The following is a 22,082-nucleotide window of genomic DNA, read 5'->3' on the forward strand; positions in this document are numbered from 1 at the left end:
CGGGGCACCTACGGACAAATCTCTCCTTAGTACCCAAGGTGCCCCTCGGCAAGGCGGGACGCCACGAGCGCGGACGCGCCCCCGGCGATCCAAGGGCACGCACGTATGACCGCTGTCGGCTTACCGATGCCGGCGCTCAACCGTTCCGCGCGCCTGTCGCCATCCTGCGGTTGTAGGACGTGCCGGTGGTCGGGTGATGCGCCTGCGGGTACTGGGCGGGCACCGTGTTCTCGATCTTCTTACGCAGGGCGGTCGGGCGTATTCCGTGCGTCCGGTTGTGGGCCGCCTGCAGCATCCGGCGCCGGTCGGTCTCGTCGATGGCGCGCTGCATCGAGGGCGTCATCCGATCCGCGTACATGTGCACTTCGCCGTTGACGTTGCGTGCCGCGCGGCCGATCATCTGGACCAGCGCCGTGTCCGAGCGGAAGACTCCGTCCTGGTCGGCATCGAGGATCGCGACCAGCGAGACCTCCGGCAGGTCGAGTCCCTCACGCAGGAGGTTGATGCCGACCAGCACGTCGAAGTCGCCGCGGCGCAGTTCGGCGAGCAGTTCGACGCGGCGCAGGGTGGTGACGCCGGAGTGCAGGTAGCGGACGCGGACTCCTTGCGACTCGAGGTAGTCGCTCAGCTCCTCCGACATCCGCTTGGTCAACGTCGTCACCAAGGTCCGCTCGCCACGGGCGGACCGTTCGCGGATCTGCGCGAGCAGGTCCTCCATCTGGCCGGCGCTCGGCTTGACCATCACCTGCGGATCGAGCAGTCCGGTCGGCCGGATGATCTGCTCGACGACCGCGCCCCGGGCGGCGGTCAGCTCGAACCTGCCCGGGGTCGCGGACAGGTAGACCCGCTGCGGGCATCGCGCGGCGAACTCCTTCCACGTCAGGGGACGGTTGTCCAGCGCGGAAGGCAGCCGGAATCCGTGGTCGACCAGGATGTTCTTGCGCGCCGCGTCGCCCTGGCTCATACCGGACAGCTGCGGCACCGTCACGTGTGACTCGTCGATGACCACGAGCATGTCCTCGGGGAAGTAGTCCAGGAGCGTGGACGGGGGATCGCCGGGGGCGCGCCCGTCCAGGTGCCGGGAGTAGTTCTCCATCCCGGAGGCGACCCGGGTGTGCCGGATCAGTTCGATGTCGTGTTCCGTCCGCGTCTGCAGACGGTCGGCCTCCAGCAGCTTGCCGCCGCGGCGCAGCTCCGCGACCCGCTGCGCGAGCTCGGCCTGGATCGAGTCGGCTGCCGCGCGCATCCGCTCGGGGCCGGCGGAGTAGTGGGTGGCGGGGAACACGCGCATCCGGTCCACGGCCTCGCGCACCTCGCCGGTCTCCGGGTCGGCGACGGTGAGCCGTTCGACCGTGTCGCCGAACATCTCCACCCGCAGCATCGTGCGGTCGTAGGCGGGGTGGATGTCGATGGTGTCGCCGCGGACGCGGAAACCGCCCCGGGTCAACTCGGAGTCGGTGCGCGTGTACTGGATATCGACGAGTGCCGCGAGCAGTTCCTCCCGATCGAGGGTGTCGCCCACCGCCAGCTCGAACGAACGGTCGAGGTAGGACTGAGGCGTGCCGAGGCCGTAGATGCACGAGACGGACGCCACGACGATCACGTCGCGGCGGCTGAGCAGCGACCAGGTCGCCGAGTGCCGCAGCCGGTCGACCTCCTTGTTGGAGACCGACTCCTTCGCGAAGTACGTGTCGGTGCTCGGGGCGTACGACTCGGGCCGGTAGTGGTCGTAGAAGGAGACGAAGTACTCCACCGCGTTGTGCGGGAACAGCTCACGCAGCTCGTTCGCGAGCTGGCTGGCGAGCGTCTTGTTCGGCGCGAGCACGAGCGTGGGCCGCTGCAGCTTCTCGATGAGCCAGGCGGTCGTCGCGGACTTGCCGGTGCCCGTGGCACCGAGGAGCACCACGTCGCTCTCCCCGGCCCGGACGTGCGCTTCCAGCTCGGCGATCGCCTGCGGCTGGTCGCCGGCCGGACTGTGGCGGGAGACCACCTGGAACGGCCGGCCGGCGCGGATGACCTCGTCGACGGTGTGGTCGGCGAGCGTGATGCGCCGGTTCTCGGAAGGGAATGCCACGGGCTGCTCCTGGACTCGATGTAACCGCACAGAAGCGGACAAACACTAACTAGTCAGCGTCTAGTTTGTGTCATCATCGTAATCTTGTCAATGACTAGTATCTTGTCAGTGACCAGTCCGGGCGATAGGGTGCCGCCGTGACGCCGTACCACCACGGAAACCTGCGCGGCCAGGTCCTGGCGACCGCCGCCGAGCTCGTCGCCGCCGCCGGCCCGGACACGCTTTCGCTGCGGGACCTGGCACGCCGGGCGGGCGTCTCGCATGCCGCGCCGACGTACCACTTCAAGGACCGCAGGGGGCTGTTCACCGCACTGGCGACCCAGGGCTTCGACCTGCTCGCCGCCGCCCTCAGTGCCTCAGAGGCAGGCGGCCGCCTGGACAGGGCCGCCGGAACCTACGTCGGATTCGCGATCACACACCCCGGCTACTACGCCGTGATGTTCCGCCTGGACCTGGTCCACGACACCGACGCCGCCTTCCGTGCCGCGCGCCGGCACGTGTTCGACCTGCTCACGGCCAGGCTCGACGCAGACGGCCCCCCGACTGACGGGGCCGGCCGCACCGCGACCAGTGAGGCGGTGTGGTCCCTCGTCCACGGAATCGCGGCCCTCACCCTCGCGGAGGCGCTCAGCACGCCGGACCCCATCGCCCTGGCCCGGTCCACCGCACTACGGCTGGCCGACGCGTACGCCCCATAGAAGTGAGCGTGTCTGGTTGGGTGTTCCGTACCGGGCCGGAACCTCAGGAGGCGGGGAGAACATGCGGGCAGAGGTACGCCAAGTCGCCGACGGTACCTACCTGGTGCACGGCGGTCACACCAACTGGGTGATCCTCACGGACGGGGAGGCCGTCACGCTGGTGGACACCGGCTACCCCGGCGACCGGCCGGGGCTCCTCGATTCGCTGGCGGCGGTGGGCAGTTCGCCGGAGGCGGTCGCGGCCGTGCTCATCACCCACGCGCACAACGACCACCTCGGCTCGGCCGAGTACCTGCACCGGACGTACGGCACCCCGGTCTATCTGCACGAGGCCGAAGTCCCGCACGCGCGCCGCGAGTTCCTCCAGCAGGTGTCGGTGGGCGCGGTGCTGCGCAACATCTGGCGGCCGGGCACCGTCCCGTGGCTGGCGCACGTGCTGCGCTCGGGCGGCACCGAGCAGCATCCGGTCACCGCGCCGGAGCCGTTCCCGAGCGAGGGCGAGCTCGATCTGCCGGGGCACCCCGTCCCGGTGCACACCCCGGGCCACACGGACGGGCACACCGTCTACCACCTGCCGGACCTGGGCATCGTCATCTCCGGCGACGCCCTGGTCAGCGGCCACGCCCTCTGCCGCATGGAGGGACCGCAACTGCTGCCCGACATGTTCCACCACGACCGCGCGCGGACGGTCGCCTCGCTGGAGCTGATCGCCCGCCTCGACGGCGACATCCTGCTCCCGGGCCACGGCCCCGTGCACCACGGCTCGGTACGCCGGGCCGCCGAGCGGGCGCGCGAACGGGCGGCCTGACGACAGCGGGCGGTCCCGGCGGCGACGGCCGTCAGTCGTGCGGGACCACGGCCACCGGGCAGTCAGCGTGGTGCAGCACCCCGTGGGCCACGGAGCCGATGCGGGCGCCGACCGCGGTGCGGTGGGCGCGGCGTCCGACGACCATCAGCTGGGCCCGTCCGGCCACCGACAGCAGCACCTGGCCCGCGCTGCCCATCTCCACGTGCTCGGCCACGCGCACGCCCGGGAACCGCTCCCGCCACGGCTTCAGCGCCTCGGCCAGGGCCCTCTTCTCGTACGGCTCCAGGCCGCCGGCCTCGTCGAGGAACTTCAGCGAGCCCGGGCTGTAGGCGAAGACGGGCGGCAGGGTCCAGGCCCGTACGGCCCGGACACCCGCGCCACGGGCCGCCGCCGCCTCGAACGCGAAGCGCAGCGCGGCCGCGCTGTCCTGCGGGCTGCCCTGCTGTCCCACGACGATCTCCCGCCCGGCCGCCTCCCCCGCGGGCCGGTCCCCCGCCCGCACGAGGACGACGGGCCGCGTGGCCTCGGCGATCACCTGCTGGCCGACGGAGCCGAGCAGGAACCCGACCACCGGCCCGTGCCCGCGCGAGCCGAGCACCAGCATCTCCGCGTCGGCGGCAGCGGTCACGAGCGACTCCACGACCGGCCCCTCGAGGACGTCGACGGACACCGCGAGTTCCGGATGGCGCTCGGTGACGGCGCGCGCCGCCCGCGTCACCACGTCCCGTGCCCACGCGCCCTGCGTCTCCCGGTCCGTCCCGCCGAACTCCTCGTACGGCTGGAACCGCCACGCGTGCACCAGGCGCAGGGGCAGCACCCGGCGTACGGCCTCCCGGGCCGCCCACGCCAGAGCGGCCACGCTCTCCTCCGTGCCGTCCACCCCTGCCGTGATCGGGCGTCTCATGTGTCCGGCCTCCTTCTGGCTCCGCTTCCAGGACCAGTCTTCACCAGGTGGGCCCCACCATGCGTGCCTGAGCGAAGCCGGGCGGACGCCCCTACGATGGACCGCGGAGCGAGGAGGAGGCGCCATGACCATCGACTCCGCGATCGACCCGAGCGTCCCGCCGAGCGGCAACGGCTGCGTGGAGTGCGACGCGACCGGCGGCTGGTGGTTCCACCTGCGGCGCTGTGCCCAGTGCGGGCACATCGGCTGCTGCGACAGCTCGCCGTCCAAGCACGCCACCGCCCACTACGAGGCCACCGGCCACCGGGTGATGCGCAGCTTCGAGCCGGGCGAGGGCTGGTTCTGGGACTTCGACACGGGCGAGCTGTACACCGGCGGGCCCGAGCTGGCTCCCCCAGCCAGTCACCCCGCCGACCAGCCGGTCCCGGGGCCGGCGGGAAGGGTGCCGGAGAACTGGGCCGACACGATCCGCTGACGTCCCCGAGAGCCCGCTGACGTCCCGAGAGTCCGAAGTCCGAACGCCCCGCCCACATGGCGGGGCGTTCATCTGTTCGCACCGGCTCCGCGGTTGACTCCACCGAGTGACGCGCGGATCGCCAACTGTGTGTCAGCTCTTGAGAAGTGACGGGAGGCGAGTAGGTTCCCACGCCGGAACGTGACCGGTCTCGTACCGGTTCCGGCGGAGATGGGAGTGGGAACCGAATGGTCTCAGCAACGGTGGGCAGAAGCGCGGTCCTCGGAGCGGTCGTCCTGTCGCTCCTCGCGGTGCCCGCGCAGGCCGCGCCCGGCACCGCGCACACCAGGGCGGCCGCCGCGCTGCCGGCGCCCGACACGGCGGGGCTGCGGAGCGTGCTGCGCTCGGCGGTGGCGCAGGGCGCGCCGGGCGCCATGGCCCGGGTCGACGACCACGGCACGGTCTACAAGGAGGTGCGGGGCCTCGCCGACCGCGGCACCAGGCGGGGCATCGGCACCGGGGACCGCTTCCGCGTCGGCAGTGTCACCAAGAGCTTCTCGGCCGTCGTCCTGCTGCAGTTGGCCGACGCCCACAAGCTCAGCCTGGACGCCCCGGTCAACCGCTACCTCCCGGGGCTGCTGCCGGACGACCGCATCACCGTGCGGCACGTCCTGAGCCACCGCAGCGGGCTGTACGACTACACCAACGACATGTTCGCCAAGAGCGTGTCCGGCTTCGAGGCGGTCCGCGACAAGGTCTTCACCTACCGCCAGTTGGTGAACCTCTCGCTGAAGAAGAAGCGCACCAACGCGCCCGGCGCCGCGTACGCGTACTCCAACACGAACTTCGTGGTCGCCGGGATGCTCATCGAGAAGCTCACCGGGCACTCGGTGCGGACCGAGTACCAGAACCGCATCTTCAAGCCGCTCAAGCTGAACGACACCTTCTACGTCCACCCGGACACCAAGCTGCCGGGCACGTACACCCGCGGCTACCTCACCCCCGACACCAAGGGCGCCGCCCTGGTCGACTCGACCCGGCAGACGGTCTCCTGGGCCCAGAGCGCGGGCGCGATCATCTCCAGCGCCCACGACCTGAACACGTTCTACTCGGCACTGCTCGGCGGGCGTCTGATGTCCTCGGCGCGGCTCGCGGAGATGGAGCGCTGGACGAAGGTCAACAGCACGACGGCGTACGGGCTCGGGCTGCGCCGCCGCACCCTGTCCTGCGGCACCTCGGTGTACGGGCACACGGGCACCGTCCAGGGCTACTACACGTACGCCTTCACCAGCAAGGACGGCAAGCGCAGCCTCACCGCGGTCGCCAACACCTCCAACAACGCCACCGTGCTCAACACGATGGCGGGCACGCTGGAGTCGGCGTTCTGTGGCAAGAAGAAGGCGAGCGGGACCACGCGGGAGCGGACCGTCTCCGAGCGGCACTTCGAGCGGTACGAGGACATCGCGCCGTCGGTGGCGCGCGACTGATCGCGCCTCGTCGGCCGGGAAAGGGCGGTCCAACGGGCCGCCCTTTCCCCGATCTTGGCGGAACCAGGTACTCCGGGACAAGATGCCCGCATGAAGGGTGATCTCTTTTCCAGTCAGCACATGGTCCAGCCGGCCGTCGAGCCGGGCCTGTCCGTCGAGAACGCCAAGTGCCTCAAGTACACGGTGAACGGCGAGATGTTCGCCCGGCAGGGCGCGATGATCGCCTTCCGCGGCGATCTGCGGTTCGAGCGCAAGGGGCAGGGCGTCGGCGGCATGCTCAAGCGCGCGGTCACCGGCGAGGGGCTGCCCCTGATGACGGTGCGCGGGCAGGGCGAGGCGTGGTTCGCGTACGAGGCGCAGAACTGCTTCGTCGTCGAGGTCGAGCGCGGCGACCAGTTCACCGTCAACGGCCGCAACGTGCTGTGCTTCGACGCCTCGCTGTCGTACGAGATAAGGACCGTCAAGGGCGCGGGTATCGCCGGGGGCGGCCTGTTCAACAGCGTCTTCACCGGGCACGGCAGCCTCGGTCTGGTCTGCGAGGGCAGCCCGCTCGTCATCCCCGTCTCGCCCCGGCAGCCGGTGTACGTCGACACGGACGCGGTGGTCGGCTGGACCTCCGCGCTGCAGACCTCGCTGCACCGGTCGCAGTCCATCGGCTCGATGCTGCGCGGCGGTTCGGGGGAAGCGGTGCAGTTGATGCTCCAGGGCGACGGGTACGTCGTCGTGCGCCCGAGCGAGGCGACGCCGCAGAAGGCCCAACAGCACTGACGGACACGCGGTGTTGACCGTGGGACTCCACGGGTAGGGCTGCGAACGGCGCGGACTCCCACCCCCGCGCCGGAGGGGTGAACTGCCTTGATCGGCATCACGGACATCGAAGCCGCGGCGGAGCGCATCGCGGGACACGTCGTACGTACCCCGACCGTGCCGAGCCCCGGGCTGTCCGCTCTGCTCGGCGTCCCGGTCACCACGAAGCTCGAACTGCTCCAGCGCACCGGCTCGTTCAAGGCGCGCGGGGCGACGGCGAAGCTGCTGTCGCTCAGTGACGCCGAGCGGGCCGCGGGTGTGGTGGCGATGAGCGGCGGCAATCACGGGGTCGCCGTCGCGACGATGGCGGCCGCGCTGGAGGTGAAGGCGATGGTCGTCATGCCCCGTACGGCGCCCGCGCGTTCCATCCAGGCCGCACAGGACGCCGGGGCGTCGGTGCAGTTGACCGACGACATGGCGGGCGCCTTCGACCTGGTGACCCGGCTGCGGGACGAGGGGCTGACACTGGTCCACCCCTTCGACGATCCGGTGGTGATCGCCGCGCAGGGCACCGTGGGTCTGGAACTCACCGATGACGCCGATGAGTTGACGGACGTCCTCGTCAGCGTCGGCGGTGGTGGCCTGATCGCCGGTGTGGCCGCCGCGCTGCGTGCCCGCCGCCCGGGGGTGCGGGTGTGGGGCGTGGAGCCGGAGGGCGCGCAGGCCATGGCGGCGGCGCTGGCGGCGGGCGGCCCGGTTCCGGTCGAGGTGTCGTCGATCGTCACCACGCTGAGCGCCCCGTCCGTGTCCCGGCTGACGTACGACCATGCGTCCGCGCTGGTCACCGAGGTTCTCACGGTCTCCGACCGGGAGGCCGTACGCGGCTGCCTGGACCTCGCCGACCACGCCAAGGTGTGGGCGGAGCCCGCCGCCGGCTGTCTGCTGCCCGCGGCCCGGCGGGTTCTGGAGCGGGTGGGCGAGAGGGCACGGCTCGGGCTGGTGGTGTGCGGGGGCAACGCGACGCCTCGCGAAGTCGCGGGCTGGACGGAGCGGTTCGGGCTGAGCTGAGCGGGCTGAGCTGACCGGCCGACGGCGTGCCGGCCACCTGAAAAGCCAGGCACTTTCAGGGAGTTGGGAATCCGTTGAACACACTGCGTGGCGTCCCGCGTACTTCCGGGAAGGCAACGGCAGCGTTTCAGCGAGGGATGGTCATGACCGAGGCGCACGTCTCCGCACACGAGTGGGTCGCCGGACGCTACCGACTGCTGGAAGTCGTCCACCGCGAGACGAACCGGGTGTGCTGGCGTGCCGAGGACGTCCACGCGCGGCGGCCGCGGCTGCTGACCGGGATCACGCTGCCCGGCCGCGCGGCGGGCGACACCGGACACCGGACCGTCGCCCGCCTCGTGCGCGCCGGCGAGGTGCTGGGGCTGCTGCGGCCGGGCCGGGTGGCCACGCTGATCGACGCGGTCGAGGAGGCGGGCACGCTGTGGACCGTCGCGGACTGGATCGACGGCACCCCGCTCGGTCAACTCCTCGCCGAGCAGGGCGCGTTCCACTACGTCCGCGCGGCCCGGATCGGCCTCGAACTGCTCGACGTGCTGGAGGCCGCGCACGCCGAGGGCCTCACCCATGGCGAACTCAGTCCCGGCCAGGTGTTCGTCCGCCCCGAAGGCCCGCTCGTCGTCGCCGGGTTCGGGCTGGCCGGGGCGACCCTCGCGCCGCGGGTGACGGCGCCGTCGTACGCCTCGCCCGAGCAGGCCCGGGACGAACGCCTCGGTCCCGCCGCGGACTTGTGGGCGCTCGGCGCGATCCTCTACACGATGGTCGAGGGGCGCCCGCCGTTCCGTGACCGGGGCCGGCTCGACGCGACCCTGAAGGGCGTGGACCGGCTGCCGCTGCGCACCCCGCTGCGCGCCGGTCCGCTGACGCAGACCGTGCAGGGGCTGCTGCGCAAGAACCCCCGGGAGCGGCTGACCCGCCCGGTGGTGCGCGACGCCCTGCACCGGGTGCTGACGGACGACGCGGCGGCCGGCTCGCGGGGCGCCTGCGCGCTGCCCCGGCTGCGCGTGGCCTACGCCGGTGCCCTGAACCTCGGGCGCCGCTGGAGCCGGCGGACCATGGTGGCCGGGACCGTGCTGGCCGTCGTCACCGTGTCGGTGGCCGTCCTCGCCGCCACCCAGGGGCTGCCCGGGTCCGACACGACAGCGAGCCCGCCCCCTCGCCCGCCCGCCACGGCCGGCCCGCCCGGCAGCGCCCCGACGGCCCGCCCCTCCCTCTCGCGCTCGCCCTCGCCCTCGCCCTCCGCCTCCCGCTCCGCCTCCGCGCTACCGGCCGGCTTCCGCCGCTACACCGCCCCGGAGGGCTTCTCCCTCGCCCTCCCCGCCGACTGGCGGCGCATCCGCACCGCCCGCGACGACGACGCCTATCGCGTCACGTTCGGGCCGGACGGGGGCGACGCGCCCCTCCTCGCGGTCACCTACAGCGAGAGCCTCGGGCCGGACCCGGTCGCCGTGTGGCGGGACGACGTCCAACCGGCGCTGGAGCGGCTCGACGGCTTCCGGCGGATCGGGGGGATCGACGCGACGACGTACCAGGGGAACCGGGCCGCCGACATGGCCTGGCTCTCGGGGACCGGGGACGACCGCGTGCGCACCTTCGGGCGCGGCTTCCTGATCGGCGGCCGGCGCGGCTACTCCCTGCGCTTCACGACCCCGGCCGACGCCTGGAACGACGCCGGCAGCCGGCTCACGCTGAAGACCGTCCTCGCCACGTTCCGGGCGCCGGCTGTCTGAGAGCGGCGCATCGGCACGGGCTGAGTAGCCGTACTCATGCCGCCGCTCCGGCGCGCCCCCATCATGGGCCTCCCCACCACAAGGAGCCCGCCATGACGACAGTCCCCCCGGCCCCGCGCCGAGCCCCGCGCCCGACCGTGCCCGTCCTGGCGGCCGGGGTGGTGGTCGTGGGGACGGCCGTGTCGGCTTGGGGTGTGCGGGATCGTACGACCTGGTTCCTGGAGACGATGTGGGTGCTGATCGGGCTGCCGCTGATCGTCGTGACCTGGCGCCGGTTCCCGCTCACCGGGCTGCTGTGCGGACTGCTGGCGGCGCACGCGCTGGTGCTCGCGGTGGGCGGCCATTACACCTACGCGCGGGTGCCGTTGGGCGACTGGGTGCGCGACACGTTCGGCCTGGACCGCAATCCGTACGACCGCTTCGGCCACCTGATGCAGGGCTTCGTCCCGGCGATCCTGGTGCGGGAGCTGCTCAGCCGCACCTCGCCGCTGCGCGGCAGCCGCTGGCTGGCGCCGCTGACCGTGTGCGCCTGCCTCGCCTTCAGCGCGTGCTTCGAGCTGCTGGAGTGGGCCGCGGCCGTGATCGGCGGGCACGGCGCGGACGCCTTCCTCGCCACTCAGGGCGACGTCTGGGACACCCAGTGGGACATGTTCTGTGCCCTGGTCGGGGCGGTCCTGTCACTCCTGCTGCTCAGCCGGGTGCACGACCGGCAGCTCGCTGCGCTGGGGGGCGCGGCTCAGCGCCGCATGTGACCGCGCCGGGCCCACAGGGGCACCAGGTACCAGCACACCAGGTACCAGACGACGACGATCGCGACGATCCACGGTACGAAGCCGTCGTGGGTGGCCACCCGGAGCACCAGCAGCAGTGAGGCGGTCATGGTGGCGAGCAGCAGGGCGAGTCCGACGAAGGTCATCCGGGACGCCCAGCGCACCGCGTAGGGCTTCACGCGCCGTCCGGAGACCATCCGGTGCAGGGACACCGGGCCGACGAGGGCGCCGGTCGCGGACGCGCCGAGGACGACGGTCACGATGTAGATGATCTGGTCGCTGCGGGCCAGGTCGTCGTACTTCGGGGTGAAGACGACGGTCAGCAGGAAGCCGAACAGGATCTGTACTCCGGTCTGGGCGACGCGGACCTCCTGGATCAGCTCGCCCCACATGCGGTCGGCCCGCTCCTCCACGGACTCGTCGCGCCCCGTGCGTCTCACCGGCTCCGTCATGCAGTGTCGGATAACCCTCCCGGCGGCCGTTCAAACGGCCCGGTGCGGCCACCGGGAGCGGCGGGGGCTCCGCCGCTCCCGGCCGCCCCCGCTCTACCAGCGGCTCTCGACCTGGTCCTTGATCCGGCGGTCGTAGAGGCCCCGGACGGCGTCGAGCGTCCCGTCCGTGAGCGGCGGCAGGCCGGCAGCGGCCGCGTTGGCGCGGGCCTGCTCCGCGGTGCGGGCGCCGGGGATCACGGTGGTGACGCCGGGCTGCTCGATGATCCAGCGCAGGGCGAGCTGGGCCGGGGTGCAGCCCTCGGGGGCGAGGGCGGCGAACTTCGCGGCCGCCTCGACGCCGGTGCTGTAGTCGACGCCGGAGAAGGTCTCGCCCTGGTCGAAGGCCTCGCCGTGCCGGTTGAACGTGCGGTGGTCGTCGGGGGCGAAGACCGTGTCCTTGGTGTACCGGCCAGAGAGCAGGCCCGAGGCCAGCGGCACGCGGGCGATGATGCCGACGCCCGCCTCACGGGCGGCCGGGAGCACCTCGCGCAGGGGCTTCATGCGGAAGGGGTTGAGGATGATCTGCACGCTGGCCACGTTCGGCCGGGCGATCGCGGTGAGCGCCTCGGCGCAGGTCTCCACGCTCACGCCGTACGCCGCGATGCGCTCCTCCTCGACCAGGGTGTCGAGGGCGTCGTAGACCGCGTCGGACGAGTACACCGGCGTCGGCGGGCAGTGCAGCTGGACCAGGTCGATCCGCTCGACACCGAGATTGCGGCGCGAACGGTCGTTCCAGGCGCGGAAGTTGTCGAGGACGTAGTTCTCCGGGAGCTGGTCGGCCCGGCGCCCCATCTTGGTGGCCACCAGCACCTCGAGCTCCGGCCTGCCGCGCAGGAAGGCGCCGATGGTCTGCTCGCTGCGCCCGTCGCCGTACACGTCGGCGGTGTCGAAGAACGTCACTCCGGCCTCGGCCGCGGCCTCCAGCACGGCGAGAGCCTGCTTCTCCTCGACATCGCCCCAGTCGGCGCCGAGCTGCCAGGTGCCGAGGCCCACGACCGATGCCCGCTGCCCCGACCTGTCGATAACACGTTCGTCCATGCCGGTCAGTCTGTCATCCCACGCCGACGGTTCCTCAATGGCCGGCCAGGGGACGACGAGGGCCGTCCGGCCGGGCGCCGCGCACCCGGCCGGACGGCTCTCCCGGCTACCGGTGTTACAGGTAGGGGCGGGTGATCAGCTCGATCGCGTGACCGGACGGGTCCTTGAAGTAGACGCCCCGGCCGCCGTGTTCGTCGTTGGTCTCGCCGGGGCGCCGCATCTGCGGATCGGCCCAGTGCTCGATGCCGCCGTCGCACAGGCGCCGGTACGCCCGGTCGAACAGCTCGTCGTCGATCAGGAACGCGTAGTGCTGCATCTGGATGTCGACCGGCGGCTCGGCGAACTGCAGCAGCACGCCGTCGTGGAGCTGGATGTTGGTGAACGGGCCCCAGGACGGCGCCTCGGGAAGTTCCAGCAGGTCCCGGAAGAACCGGGCGGACTCGTCACGGTCCTTGGCGGCGATGATGGTGTGGTTGAAGCTCACGGGCATACGGATTTCCTCGCTGTCGCTCGGCACGGAGAACGGGTTCGCGGTGCACGAGCGCGGGGAGGTCCGCGTGACGACGGGCGGGGGTGGCTGGAGCTCACCCACCGTGCGGTCAGCCCTCCACCGGATGACCGATCCGTGAATGGCGTGGCGCCGGTCCGGTGTTCACGTCGGGTGACCTTACCGGACGGGCCCGGCCGTCACAACGGCCGGGCGATCTCCCGTCCGCCGAGGCTCACTTGCCGTGTCGGAAGAGTCAGTCCGCGGCCGTACGGCACTCCGGGTGGCCCCAGCCCTGAGGGTTCTTGGCGATGGACTCGCCGGCCGCGTAGGAGCGCCCGCACACGCAGCGGCCGGCGAACTTGGCCTTGAGCGTGCGCGAGGAGGAACCCGAACCGGCCTTGGCGCGGGGCGACTTGCGGCGCGGGGCGGCGGCCGGGGTGTCCGGGGAGGGGGGCGGAACCGGGGAGCCGAGGGCGCTTCCGGCGGACTCCTGGACCGAGGCGGCCTGGCTGGCGGCGCGGTCGGCGAAGTCGTTCAGCGGGTCGCCGTCGACCTGGTGGGCGGCGACGTAGCGGAACTCGACGGAGCGGCCGTCGAGCAGCTCGTCGATGCGCACGACCAGTTCCCGGTTGGCGACGGGCTTGCCCGCGGCTGTCTTCCAGCCGTTGCGCTTCCAGCCGGGCAGCCAGGTGGTGACGGCCTTCATGGCGTACTGCGAGTCCATCCGGATCTCGATCGGCACGTCGGGGTCGGTCGCCGTCAACAGCTGTTCCAGCGCCGTCAGTTCGGCGACGTTGTTGGTCGCCCGGCCGAGCGGCCCCGCCTCCCAGCGGGAGGGAGTCCGCTCGTCCTCGGAGACGACCCAGGCCCAGCCCGCCGGTCCGGGGTTTCCCTTCGAAGCCCCGTCGCACGCGGCCACAACACGTTCACGCATACGACGATCATGCCATGGCCCCAGGGGCCGCCCGGCAGCCGGTCAGACGGGCCGGGTGGCCGGCATCTCGCCCTCGGTGGTGGTGATGTCGATGACCGAGAAGTTGGCGCCCTGGGGGTCGGTGAGCGCGGCGAACCGGCCGAAGGGGGTGGTGACCGGCCCGAACCGCAGGACGGCGCCCTGCCCGGTCGCCTTGGACACGGCCTCGTCGCAGTCGTCGACGGTGAAGTACACGTTGATGTAGGAGGGCACCTCGGGCGGGAACTCGTCGGTCATCCTCATCCGGCCGAGGACCGTCTCGTCGCCGACGTCGAAGATCCGGAAGTCGACCGCGTCGTCCTCCATCTGCTTGGCCGTGTAGGGGAAGACCTCGGTGAAGAACGCGTCCGTCTTCTCGGGTTCGCGGGTGAACACCTCGGCCCAGCAGTACGCGCCCGGCGTTCCCTTGGCCTCGAAGCCCTCGTGGGTGCCGGGCTGCCACACGCCGAAGACGGCGCCGCTGGGCTCCCGGGCCAGGCACATGGTGCCGAACTCGCCGACCTCCATCGGTTCCATCAGGACCTCGCCGCCGTGCTCACGGATCTTCGCGGCGGTCGCGGCGGCGTCCGGCGACGAGAAGTACAGGCACCACTGGGACTGGCCCTCCTGGCCGGGCATCGGCGGGACCACGGCCGCGACCGCCTTGCCGTCCACCGAGGCCTCGGTGTAGTTGCCGTACTCCGACGCCGCTCCGCCGAAGTCCCAGCCGAGGACGTCGCCGTAGAAGCGTTTGGCTCCGTCGATGTCGGTGAACATCGCATCGGCCCAGCAGGGGGTTCCTTCAGGTTGTACGGCCATGGTGCGACCCTCTCCCGTTCGACGGACTGTCCGAATCATCACGCTAGTCACCCGGGCGGCGGCCCGCGCGCCGAACATCCGGAGGCGCCCCGGGGCCGGTCGGGCGGGGACGCCGGACACTGGGAGAGAGAGGGAGGGAGGGATGGACGGATTGCGGCGCGAGGGCGCGCGGTCCTCCGCAGGATGTCTTCCACGGGACGGGGACACGGTATGGCGGGCTCGACGACGGCGGGGACGACGATGCGCGCGTGGACGGTGTGGCAGCCCGCCCCGGTCGAGGAGGATCCGCTGCGCCTCGTCGAGCGGCCGGTGCCCGTCCCCGGCCCGGGCGAGCTGCTGGTCCACGTCCGCGCGTGCGGGGTGTGCCGTACCGACCTGCACGTCGCCGAGGGGGATCTGCCGGTGCGCCGGGAGGGGGTCACGCCCGGGCACGAGGTGGTCGGGGTGGTCGCCGGGCTCGGGGCGGGCGTCGAGGGCTTCGCCGAGGGCGACCGGGTCGGCGTGGCCTGGTTGCGGCACACCGACGGCACGTGCGCGTACTGCCTGCGGGGCGCCGAGAACCTGTGCCCGCGCTCGGAGTACACCGGCTGGGACGCCGACGGCGGTTACGCGGAGTACACGACCGTCCCGGCGGACTTCGCCTACCGGCTGCCCGGCTCCGTGGACGACGTGAGCCTGGCGCCGCTGCTGTGCGCGGGGATCATCGGCTACCGCGCGCTGCGGCGCACGTCGCTGCCGCCGGGCGGCCGGCTCGGGCTGTACGGCTTCGGGGGGAGCGCGCATCTGTGCGCGCAACTGGCGCTCGCCGAGAGCGCCACGGTGCACGTCCTGACGCGCGGCGCGGCCGCCCGGCGCCTGGCCCGCGCGCTGGGCGCGGCCTCGGCGCGCGACGCGTACGACGCGCCACCGGAGCCGCTGGACGGCGCGATCCTGTTCGCGCCGGTCGGCGACCTGGTCCCGCTCGCCCTGCGGGCGCTCGACCGGGGCGGGGTACTGTCCGTCGCCGGTATCCATCTGAGCGACGTACCGCCGCTGCACTACGAGAGCGACCTCTTCTACGAGAAGGAACTGCGCAGCGTCACCTCCAACACGCGCGCGGACGGCCGTGAGTTCCTGGTGCTCGCCACGCTCCACGGGGTGCGGGCGACGACCCACACGTACCCGCTCTCCCAGGCGCTTCAGGCCCTGAAGGACCTCAAGGCGGGCCGTTTCGACGGTGCCGCTGTGCTGGTCAACGATCTTTCCTGAGATCAAACCCCGCGGGGACCCGGGCGCGGAAGCGGAGGACCGGCGCGTGATCACGCGCGGCTCCGCGTGCTCCTCCCGATCACGGGTTTGTCCACCCACGGCATGAAACCGCCCCCTTCGCGCTGTACCCCCTCCTCGTCCCGGCTGTTTGGCTTGTCCCAGCACACCCCACTTGTCCACTCACAACGATCCGGTCACCCGTGTTCTCCTCCCGGGAGGGAATGTGTCCGCTCCGGACAGTGCCACCGGTTCCGCCGTCGACGACCCCGCCCCCGGTCCCGCGCCCGACGCCCCGGGCAACGGACAGCTCACCGGCAGAGCAGTCCGATGAACCGCACGGGCGAGGAGAACAGACGCTGCCGGGCGGGTACGTCGACTACGGCCGGCGCGTCAGCACGTTCACCGGACCGCCGACACCAGGCCGGCCTGCCCGAGGAGTACCAGCCCGGCCTGAACGTGCGCTTCATGGGCATCGACACGGCCGCGATCACCAACGAACGTCCAGCTCGGCCGGACGGCCGACTGACGGTGTGGAGCGACGCATGACTGCACCCCCCAACACCTACACGCTGCCCGGCCCGCCGAACCTGGCCCGCAGCCTGCGGCCCGAGCGGCGCACCGGGGCGATCCCCGGGCTGCTGTACCGGCCCGCGGTCCCCGCCGACGCGGAGAAGGTTCGGGAGATCGATGTCCGGCTGGAGGCCTGGGCCCGCGAGCTCGACCTCTTCCCGGCCGCCTGGCAAGGGGACTTCGCGGGCTTCCAGTTCGGCCGGGCCGTGGTGCTCCAGCATCCCGGGGCGCTCGACCTGGACCGGCTCACGGCCGCCGGGAAGCTGCTGCTGGCCGAGAACGTCGTGGACTCCTGCTACTGCGAGGAGGACGAGGGCCGGGGCGGGGCGCGCCGGGGCCTGGGCGGCCGGCTGATCCTGGCCCAGTCGGCGATCGATCCGTACCACGGCGTCCCGGAGTTGGAGGAGGAGTGGCGCGAGGGCATGCGGGCGGACGGTCCCTTGCGCTCGTACCACTTCGCGCTCCAGGACTTCTCCTCCTTCGCCACGCCCAGCCAGACCGACCGGTTCGTGCACGACATCGCCCGGCTGCACCTGGGCTATCTGGCCGAGGCCGCGTGGGCGGAGACCCGGTACGTGCCGCGGGTCTGGGAGTACCTGGTGATGCGGCAGTTCAACAACTTCCGTCCCTGTCTGTCGATCGTCGACGCCGTGGACGGCTACGAACTGCCCGAGCAGGTCTACGCCCGGCCGGAGATCCAGCGGATCACCGCCCTGGCCTGCAACGCCACCACGATCGTCAACGACCTGTACTCCTTCACCAAGGAGCTGGCGAGCGACCCGGACCATCTCAATCTGCCGCAGGTCGTCGCCGCCAACGACCGGTGCGGGCTGAAGGGCGCGTATCTGAAGGCCGTCGAGATCCACAACCGGATCATGGAGGCCTTCGAGGAGGAGTCCGCCCTCCTGTCCGCCACCTCGCCTCTCGTGGAGCGCTACGCCCGGGGGCTCGCCGCCTGGGTGTCGGGCAACCACGAGTGGCACGCCACCAACACCCATCGCTACCACCTGCCCGACTACTGGTGAAAGAACCAGCTTCTCCGAAACACCGTCAGATGCAGAACGAGGAGTCACTGTTGACCACCGCCCCCGTCGCCGCCCGGTCCGCGACCGCACCGGTACCGACCCAGTCCACGTATCAGAACCGCGTCGCGGACTACTGGAACGCCGAGGAAAACCCGGTCAACCTCGAACTCGGACAGATCGACGACCTCTACCACCACCACTACGGCGTCGGGGAGGCCGACTGGTCGGTGCTCGACGAGGCCGACCCCGCCCTGCGCCGGGATCGGATCACCGCCGAACTCCACCGTCTGGAGCACGCCCAGGCCGAACTGCTCGCCGCGCACCTCGGACCGCTCACGCCGGCCGACCGCGTCTTCGACGCCGGCTGCGGGCGCGGCGGCGGCAGCATCACGGCGAACCTGCGGTACGGCTGCCACGCCGACGGCGTCACGATCTCCGCCAAGCAGGCCGACTTCGCCAACGAGCAGGCGCGCAGGCGGGACGTCGCCGACAAGGTGCGCTACCACCTCCGCAACATGCTCGACACCGGCTTCGAGACCGGCGCGTACGCGGCCTCGTGGAACAACGAGTCCACGATGTACGTCGAGTTGGACCTGCTCTTCGCCGAGCACGCCCGGCTGCTGCGCCGCGGCGGACGCTACGTCACGATCACCGGCTGTTACAACGACACCTACGGCCGGGCCTCGCGCGAGGTGTCGCTCATCAACGCCCACTACATCTGTGACATCCACCCCAGGTCGGAGTACTTCCGGGCGATGGCCCGCAACCGCCTGGTGCCCGTCCATGTCGAGGACCTCACGGCGGCCACGATCCCGTACTGGGAACTGCGCAAACAGGCCGACCACCTGGTCACCGGCGTCGAGGACACCTTCCTCGACGCCTACCGCAACGGCAGCTTCCAGTACCTGCTGATCGCGGCCGACCGGGTCTGACGGGTGGGAGCGGGGGGCGGTGCCGTGGCGGCGCCGCCCCGTCGCCGTGCGGTACTGCCGCCGTGCCGCGCTGCCGCCGGGAAATCCGGTCGACAGCAGGGGAGCGGACCGCTGCAATGGCTCGCATGTGTGCCCAGAAGATGCGCCCCGACGAAGTGGACATAGACCCCGCGCTCGTCCACCGGCTCATCGCCGCGCAGTTCCCCGTGTGGGCGTCGCTGCCCGTGGAGCGGCTGGATTCGTCCGGTACGGAGAACGCCATGTTCCGGCTGGGCGCCGATCTGGTGGTACGACTGCCCCGCTATCCCGGGGCTGTGGCGGACGTGGCTCACGAGCAGCTCTGGCTGCCCCGGCTGGGGCCACTGCTGCCGGTGGCGACGCCCGAGCCGCTCGGACGGGGCGAGCCCGGCGAGGACTTCCCGTGGCCGTGGTCCGTGTACCGGTGGCTGGAGGGACGGAATCCGGTCGCCGGGGCGGTGGAAGAACCCGAGCAACTGGCCAAGGAACTGGGGGCGTTCGTCGCTGCCCTGCGCCGGATCGACCGGCACGGCGCCCCGGCGAACCACCGGGGCGTCCCCCTCGCCACCCGGGACGCGGAGACCCGCGAGGCCATCGCCCGGCTGGACGGACGCATCGACACGGCCGCGGTCACCGCGCTGTGGGAGGAGGCCCTGCGCGTACCGGAGCACACCGGCCCGCCCGTGTGGGCGCACGCCGACCTCTCCCCCGGCAATGTGCTGGTCGCGGCGGGACGGCTCGGCGCCGTCATCGACTTCGGCACCGCGGGCGTGGGCGACCCGGCCGTCGACCTGATCGTGGCGTGGAACCTGCTGCCGGCTTCGGCCCGGCCCGCCTTCTGGGAGGCGGTGGGCGCGGGCGACGCCGAGTGGGCGCGCGGCCGGGGCTGGGCGCTGTCGATCTCACTGATCCAGCTCCCGTACTACTGGGACACCAACCCCCGGCTGGCGGAGAACTCACGGCATGTGATCGGCGAACTCCTGGCCGAGTGAGCTGAATGACTCCTGGCCGAGTGAGCTGAATGAGCCGAGTGAGCCGAGTGGCCGCTCACGCGCCCGCGTACGCCTTCCTCAGCTCGGCGATGTCGAGCTTGCCCATCGACATCATGGCCTGGGTAGCGCGGAGCGCCTTCTGCGGGTCCGCGTCGCCGATCATCTCGATGAGGCCCTCGGGGATGACCTGCCAGGACACGCCGTACTTGTCCTTGAGCCAGCCGCAGGGGCCGCCCTCGCCGCCGTTCTCGGTGAGCTTGTTCCAGTAGTAGTCGACCTCCTCCTGGTCGGCGCAGAAGATCTGGAACGAGATCGCCTCGGTGAACTTGAACTCCGGGCCGCCGTTGAGGCCGACGAACTTCTGCCCGTTCGCCGTGAACTCGATGGTCAGCACGGAACCGGGGGCGCCCATGGTGGCCTCGTTGTGGCGCTCGATCCGGCCGATGCTGGAGTTCTTGAAGACCGACACGTAGAAGTGGGCGGCCTCCTCGGCCTGGCCGTCGAACCACAGGCACGTGGTGAATCCGTCGGTGCTGCTCATGGGTTCCTCCTCGATCAGGGAACGCGGGATCGCGGTTCATCTGTACCGACCGGTCCGCGCCGCGAATCTCATCGGTCGGGCGGCTGCTTCATCCGGACGAGCGAGCCGGGCCCGGCGCCCCGCCGCTCGCGGGGCGCTCGTCGGGCATGTCGGATTCCGCCCTACTGGCCCTGGCCACAAGGGAGATGAATCGCGCCACTGAGCGTTCCGTCGCGACGAGTCAGGCATGGACATCGGGGTTCCGGGTATCCGGCCAGCCACGAAACCTGGACAGGGGCCGGCACTGAGCGGCCGTGGAGGCAGACGTCGAACCATGACATTGGGAGAGGCAATGACAACCGCCGGGATCCGGCAGGGAACAGTGGTCGCCGAGTCTGAGCAGAACGCGCTGCCAGGAATCAAGGACCCCAGCACCATCGCTCCACGGGACGCGAGGCAGTTGTCCCGCCAGTTCTTCAAGCGGCTGGACGAGCTGGAGGAGGGCACCCACGAGTACCAGTACGCCCGCCACACGCTCATCGAGATGAACATCTCCCTCGTGCGGTTCGCGGCCGGACGGTTCCGGGGCCGCGGTCACGACATGGAGGACATCGTCCAGACCGGCATGATCGGTCTGATCAAGGCGATCGACCGGTTCGAGCTGTCGCGCGAGGTGGAGTTCACGTCGTTCGCGCTGCCGTACATCGTCGGCGAGATCAAGCGGTTCTTCCGTGACACCACGTGGGCCGTGCACGTCCCGCGGCGGCTTCAGGAACTGCGGGTCGAACTGGCCAAGGCACGCGACGAGCTCTCCAGCCGGCTGGACCGCGAGCCGACCGTCGCGGAGCTGGCCACGCTGATGGACATCACCGAGGACGAGGTGGTCGAGGGCCAGCTGGCCGCCAACGGGTACAACTCCTCGTCGCTGGACGCCGCGCTCACCGGTGACGGGCCCCAGGACGGAGAGGCGGTCCTGGCGGACTTCATCGGAGTGGAGGAGCACGGGCTGCGGCTCGTGGAGGACTTCCAGTCCCTGGCCCCGCTCATGGCCGAACTCAGCGACCGTGACCGGGAGATACTCCGACTGCGGTTCGTGGAGGAGGCCACCCAGACGGAGATCGGCGAGCGGCTCGGCTGCTCGCAGATGCACGTCTCGCGGCTGATCAAACGCATCATCAGCCGGCTGCGCAAGGGCATGCTGGGCGAGCTCGGCTGCGCGTGAGAGGTGAGGGACGAGGCGGCGCCGGAACGCGGCGCCGCTCCCCCGCCGCTCCGCGGCCCCCACGGCTCACGGCGTGGGGGGCCGCGCGGGGCGGCGCGCGGCCTGGCGGGCCGGTGGGCTCGTACTCGTAGGTGGGCTGCTCGTAGGTCGGCTCAGTGCGCGAGGGCCATCATCGCGCGGACGCGCTTGCCCACGGGGACGCGCTCGGCGATGACCTCCGAGGCGAGGGCGTGCACGATCTCCAGACCGTGCCGGCCGACGCGCTCGGGATCCCGCGGGAAGGCCCGGGGCAGCGCGACGCTGCTGTCGTAGACGGACACCGTGATCGCCGCGTCCGTGCCCTCCAGCTCCAGGATGTACGGGCCGTCGCTGTGCCGGTCCGCGTTGGTGACCAGTTCACTGACCACGAGGAGCAGCTCTCCGTCGGTCCGCTGGTCGATGCTGACGCCCCATTGGGTCCTGAGCTGGTCGAGGAAAAGCGAGGCGAAGGTCCGCGCCGCGGCGATGCTTCCCGGTTCGCCGGTGTAGTGCGCCGCCCGCCGAAGCGGTTCCACGGTCACATCGAAACCAGTCGGTATCACTGCCCCGTCCAGGTACTCGAACATGCTTTTCTCTCTCGAAGCCGATCTGGCCAGACACTGCTGCACCAGTGCACGTACCCCGAGCGGGGCCCCACAGTCCCGGTCGCGCGTTCGCGAACGCGCACACACGTGCCGCGGTGCTTGTCACCCGGACACGACGAGGGTATCGGAGCGGGTGGGGTGGGACAGCTCACACCAGGAGGAAGGGGAAGCGCCCGGCCAGCCCAGGGCTCCAGGGGCTGACCCGGGGCAGACGAGGGCGACGTCACGGTCCGCAGGGACGCCGACTGCGAGCCGGGGGCCGCCGGCAGCGGTTCCCAGTGGGACGCGAGCGTCAAAGGACGCGGGCTCGGCCTTGGGCACCCCGGGAACCCCGGCTCGGACGCCCACCGGACCGCTGCGGCTCGAGAGGAGGGCGACTCCTCCTTCGGCGGCTCCGAGGGCAGG

Annotated in this window: 22 protein-coding genes and 1 pseudogene; 14 read left to right on the forward strand and 9 right to left on the reverse strand. The window is 71.5% G+C overall.

Features of this window, described 5'->3' with window-relative positions; translation table 11 throughout:
* Nucleotides 1–136 precede the first annotated feature (136 nt).
* Complete coding sequence (gene uvrB / locus QFZ74_RS01175; protein ID WP_373462334.1) at nucleotides 137–2,074, reverse strand: excinuclease ABC subunit UvrB; 1,938 nt, start codon at nucleotides 2,072–2,074, stop codon at nucleotides 137–139.
* Nucleotides 2,075–2,211: 137 nt separating this feature from the next.
* Here uvrB and QFZ74_RS01180 point away from each other — a divergent pair, with 137 nt between their 5' ends.
* On the forward strand, nucleotides 2,212–2,772 hold the full coding sequence (locus QFZ74_RS01180) for a TetR/AcrR family transcriptional regulator (protein ID WP_307618901.1): 561 nt from the start codon (nucleotides 2,212–2,214) through the stop codon (nucleotides 2,770–2,772).
* 61 nt (nucleotides 2,773–2,833) lie between these two features.
* Entirely contained in the window at nucleotides 2,834–3,580 is a 747-nt protein-coding gene (locus QFZ74_RS01185; RefSeq protein ID WP_307618902.1) for an MBL fold metallo-hydrolase, read from the forward strand.
* Between the two features lie 31 nt (nucleotides 3,581–3,611).
* Here QFZ74_RS01185 and QFZ74_RS01190 read toward each other — a convergent pair whose 3' ends face one another.
* Nucleotides 3,612–4,484: a universal stress protein gene (locus QFZ74_RS01190; protein ID WP_307618903.1), complete on the reverse strand. Its 873-nt coding sequence runs from the start codon at nucleotides 4,482–4,484 to the stop codon at nucleotides 3,612–3,614.
* 124 nt (nucleotides 4,485–4,608) lie between these two features.
* Here QFZ74_RS01190 and QFZ74_RS01195 point away from each other — a divergent pair, with 124 nt between their 5' ends.
* The 6 genes from QFZ74_RS01195 (at nucleotide 4,609) to QFZ74_RS01220 (ending at nucleotide 10,719) form a co-directional block, all read left to right on the forward strand.
* Entirely contained in the window at nucleotides 4,609–4,959 is a 351-nt protein-coding gene (locus tag QFZ74_RS01195; protein WP_307618904.1) for a UBP-type zinc finger domain-containing protein, read from the forward strand.
* A 227-nt stretch (nucleotides 4,960–5,186) separates the two neighbouring features.
* Nucleotides 5,187–6,425, forward strand: coding sequence for a serine hydrolase (locus QFZ74_RS01200; RefSeq protein WP_307618905.1), 1,239 nt, complete (start codon nucleotides 5,187–5,189; stop codon nucleotides 6,423–6,425).
* Nucleotides 6,426–6,515: 90 nt separating this feature from the next.
* Nucleotides 6,516–7,193, forward strand: a complete 678-nt coding sequence (locus QFZ74_RS01205; protein ID WP_307618906.1) for an AIM24 family protein — start codon at nucleotides 6,516–6,518, stop codon at nucleotides 7,191–7,193.
* 87 nt (nucleotides 7,194–7,280) lie between these two features.
* The gene (locus QFZ74_RS01210; RefSeq protein ID WP_307618907.1) at nucleotides 7,281–8,240 is read left to right on the forward strand and encodes a threonine/serine dehydratase; all 960 of its coding nucleotides are present in this window, start codon (nucleotides 7,281–7,283) and stop codon (nucleotides 8,238–8,240) included.
* 137 nt (nucleotides 8,241–8,377) lie between these two features.
* Nucleotides 8,378–9,967: a serine/threonine-protein kinase gene (locus tag QFZ74_RS01215; protein ID WP_307618908.1), complete on the forward strand. Its 1,590-nt coding sequence runs from the start codon at nucleotides 8,378–8,380 to the stop codon at nucleotides 9,965–9,967.
* 92 nt (nucleotides 9,968–10,059) lie between these two features.
* A complete protein-coding gene (locus tag QFZ74_RS01220) occupies nucleotides 10,060–10,719 on the forward strand; it encodes a DUF2238 domain-containing protein (RefSeq protein ID WP_307618909.1) in 660 nt (219 codons plus the stop codon).
* On the opposite strand, the gene QFZ74_RS01225 is transcribed toward QFZ74_RS01220, so the two are convergent.
* From QFZ74_RS01225 to QFZ74_RS01245, 5 genes are all read right to left on the reverse strand, one after another.
* Nucleotides 10,704–11,189: a DUF6328 family protein gene (locus tag QFZ74_RS01225; RefSeq protein ID WP_307618910.1), complete on the reverse strand. Its 486-nt coding sequence runs from the start codon at nucleotides 11,187–11,189 to the stop codon at nucleotides 10,704–10,706. The two genes, QFZ74_RS01220 and QFZ74_RS01225, sit on opposite strands and share 16 nt — an antisense overlap.
* Before the next feature lie 93 nt (nucleotides 11,190–11,282).
* Nucleotides 11,283–12,266, reverse strand: a complete 984-nt coding sequence (locus tag QFZ74_RS01230) for an aldo/keto reductase (protein ID WP_307618911.1) — start codon at nucleotides 12,264–12,266, stop codon at nucleotides 11,283–11,285.
* A gap of 115 nt (nucleotides 12,267–12,381) precedes the next feature.
* Nucleotides 12,382–12,756, reverse strand: a complete 375-nt coding sequence (locus QFZ74_RS01235; protein ID WP_307618912.1) for a VOC family protein — start codon at nucleotides 12,754–12,756, stop codon at nucleotides 12,382–12,384.
* Between the two features lie 253 nt (nucleotides 12,757–13,009).
* Nucleotides 13,010–13,690 (reverse strand): ribonuclease H, encoded by a 681-nt coding sequence (locus QFZ74_RS01240; RefSeq protein ID WP_307618913.1) that lies wholly within the window; start codon nucleotides 13,688–13,690, stop codon nucleotides 13,010–13,012.
* Between the two features lie 42 nt (nucleotides 13,691–13,732).
* Nucleotides 13,733–14,527, reverse strand: a complete 795-nt coding sequence (locus tag QFZ74_RS01245; RefSeq protein ID WP_307618914.1) for a VOC family protein — start codon at nucleotides 14,525–14,527, stop codon at nucleotides 13,733–13,735.
* A gap of 240 nt (nucleotides 14,528–14,767) precedes the next feature.
* Here QFZ74_RS01245 and QFZ74_RS01250 point away from each other — a divergent pair, with 240 nt between their 5' ends.
* The 5 genes and pseudogenes from QFZ74_RS01250 to QFZ74_RS01270 all read left to right on the forward strand — a co-directional run bounded on the left by QFZ74_RS01250 (nucleotide 14,768) and on the right by QFZ74_RS01270 (nucleotide 19,312).
* The gene (locus QFZ74_RS01250) at nucleotides 14,768–15,775 is read left to right on the forward strand and encodes a zinc-binding alcohol dehydrogenase family protein (protein WP_307624005.1); all 1,008 of its coding nucleotides are present in this window, start codon (nucleotides 14,768–14,770) and stop codon (nucleotides 15,773–15,775) included.
* Between the two features lie 414 nt (nucleotides 15,776–16,189).
* Nucleotides 16,190–16,264 (forward strand): annotated as a pseudogene (locus QFZ74_RS01255) (hypothetical protein); the annotation flags it as partial.
* Between the two features lie 53 nt (nucleotides 16,265–16,317).
* Nucleotides 16,318–17,370, forward strand: coding sequence for a family 2 encapsulin nanocompartment cargo protein terpene cyclase (locus tag QFZ74_RS01260; protein WP_307618916.1), 1,053 nt, complete (start codon nucleotides 16,318–16,320; stop codon nucleotides 17,368–17,370).
* A 50-nt stretch (nucleotides 17,371–17,420) separates the two neighbouring features.
* Nucleotides 17,421–18,302 carry a geranyl diphosphate 2-C-methyltransferase gene (locus tag QFZ74_RS01265; protein ID WP_307618917.1) on the forward strand — a complete coding sequence of 294 codons (882 nt, stop codon included), beginning with the start codon at nucleotides 17,421–17,423 and terminating at the stop codon, nucleotides 18,300–18,302.
* A gap of 125 nt (nucleotides 18,303–18,427) precedes the next feature.
* Nucleotides 18,428–19,312: an aminoglycoside phosphotransferase family protein gene (locus QFZ74_RS01270; RefSeq protein ID WP_307618918.1), complete on the forward strand. Its 885-nt coding sequence runs from the start codon at nucleotides 18,428–18,430 to the stop codon at nucleotides 19,310–19,312.
* Nucleotides 19,313–19,367: 55 nt separating this feature from the next.
* On the opposite strand, the gene QFZ74_RS01275 is transcribed toward QFZ74_RS01270, so the two are convergent.
* Nucleotides 19,368–19,853, reverse strand: coding sequence for a VOC family protein (locus tag QFZ74_RS01275; RefSeq protein WP_307618919.1), 486 nt, complete (start codon nucleotides 19,851–19,853; stop codon nucleotides 19,368–19,370).
* A 331-nt stretch (nucleotides 19,854–20,184) separates the two neighbouring features.
* Between QFZ74_RS01275 and QFZ74_RS01280 the strand changes: the two genes are divergently transcribed.
* Nucleotides 20,185–21,054, forward strand: coding sequence for an RNA polymerase sigma factor SigF (locus tag QFZ74_RS01280; RefSeq protein WP_307618920.1), 870 nt, complete (start codon nucleotides 20,185–20,187; stop codon nucleotides 21,052–21,054).
* Between the two features lie 152 nt (nucleotides 21,055–21,206).
* Here QFZ74_RS01280 and QFZ74_RS01285 read toward each other — a convergent pair whose 3' ends face one another.
* Nucleotides 21,207–21,659 (reverse strand): ATP-binding protein, encoded by a 453-nt coding sequence (locus QFZ74_RS01285; protein ID WP_307618921.1) that lies wholly within the window; start codon nucleotides 21,657–21,659, stop codon nucleotides 21,207–21,209.
* Nucleotides 21,660–22,082: the final 423 nt, after the last annotated feature.

This window comes from Streptomyces sp. V3I7 (assembly GCF_030817495.1).
Lineage (GTDB): Bacteria > Actinomycetota > Actinomycetes > Streptomycetales > Streptomycetaceae > Streptomyces.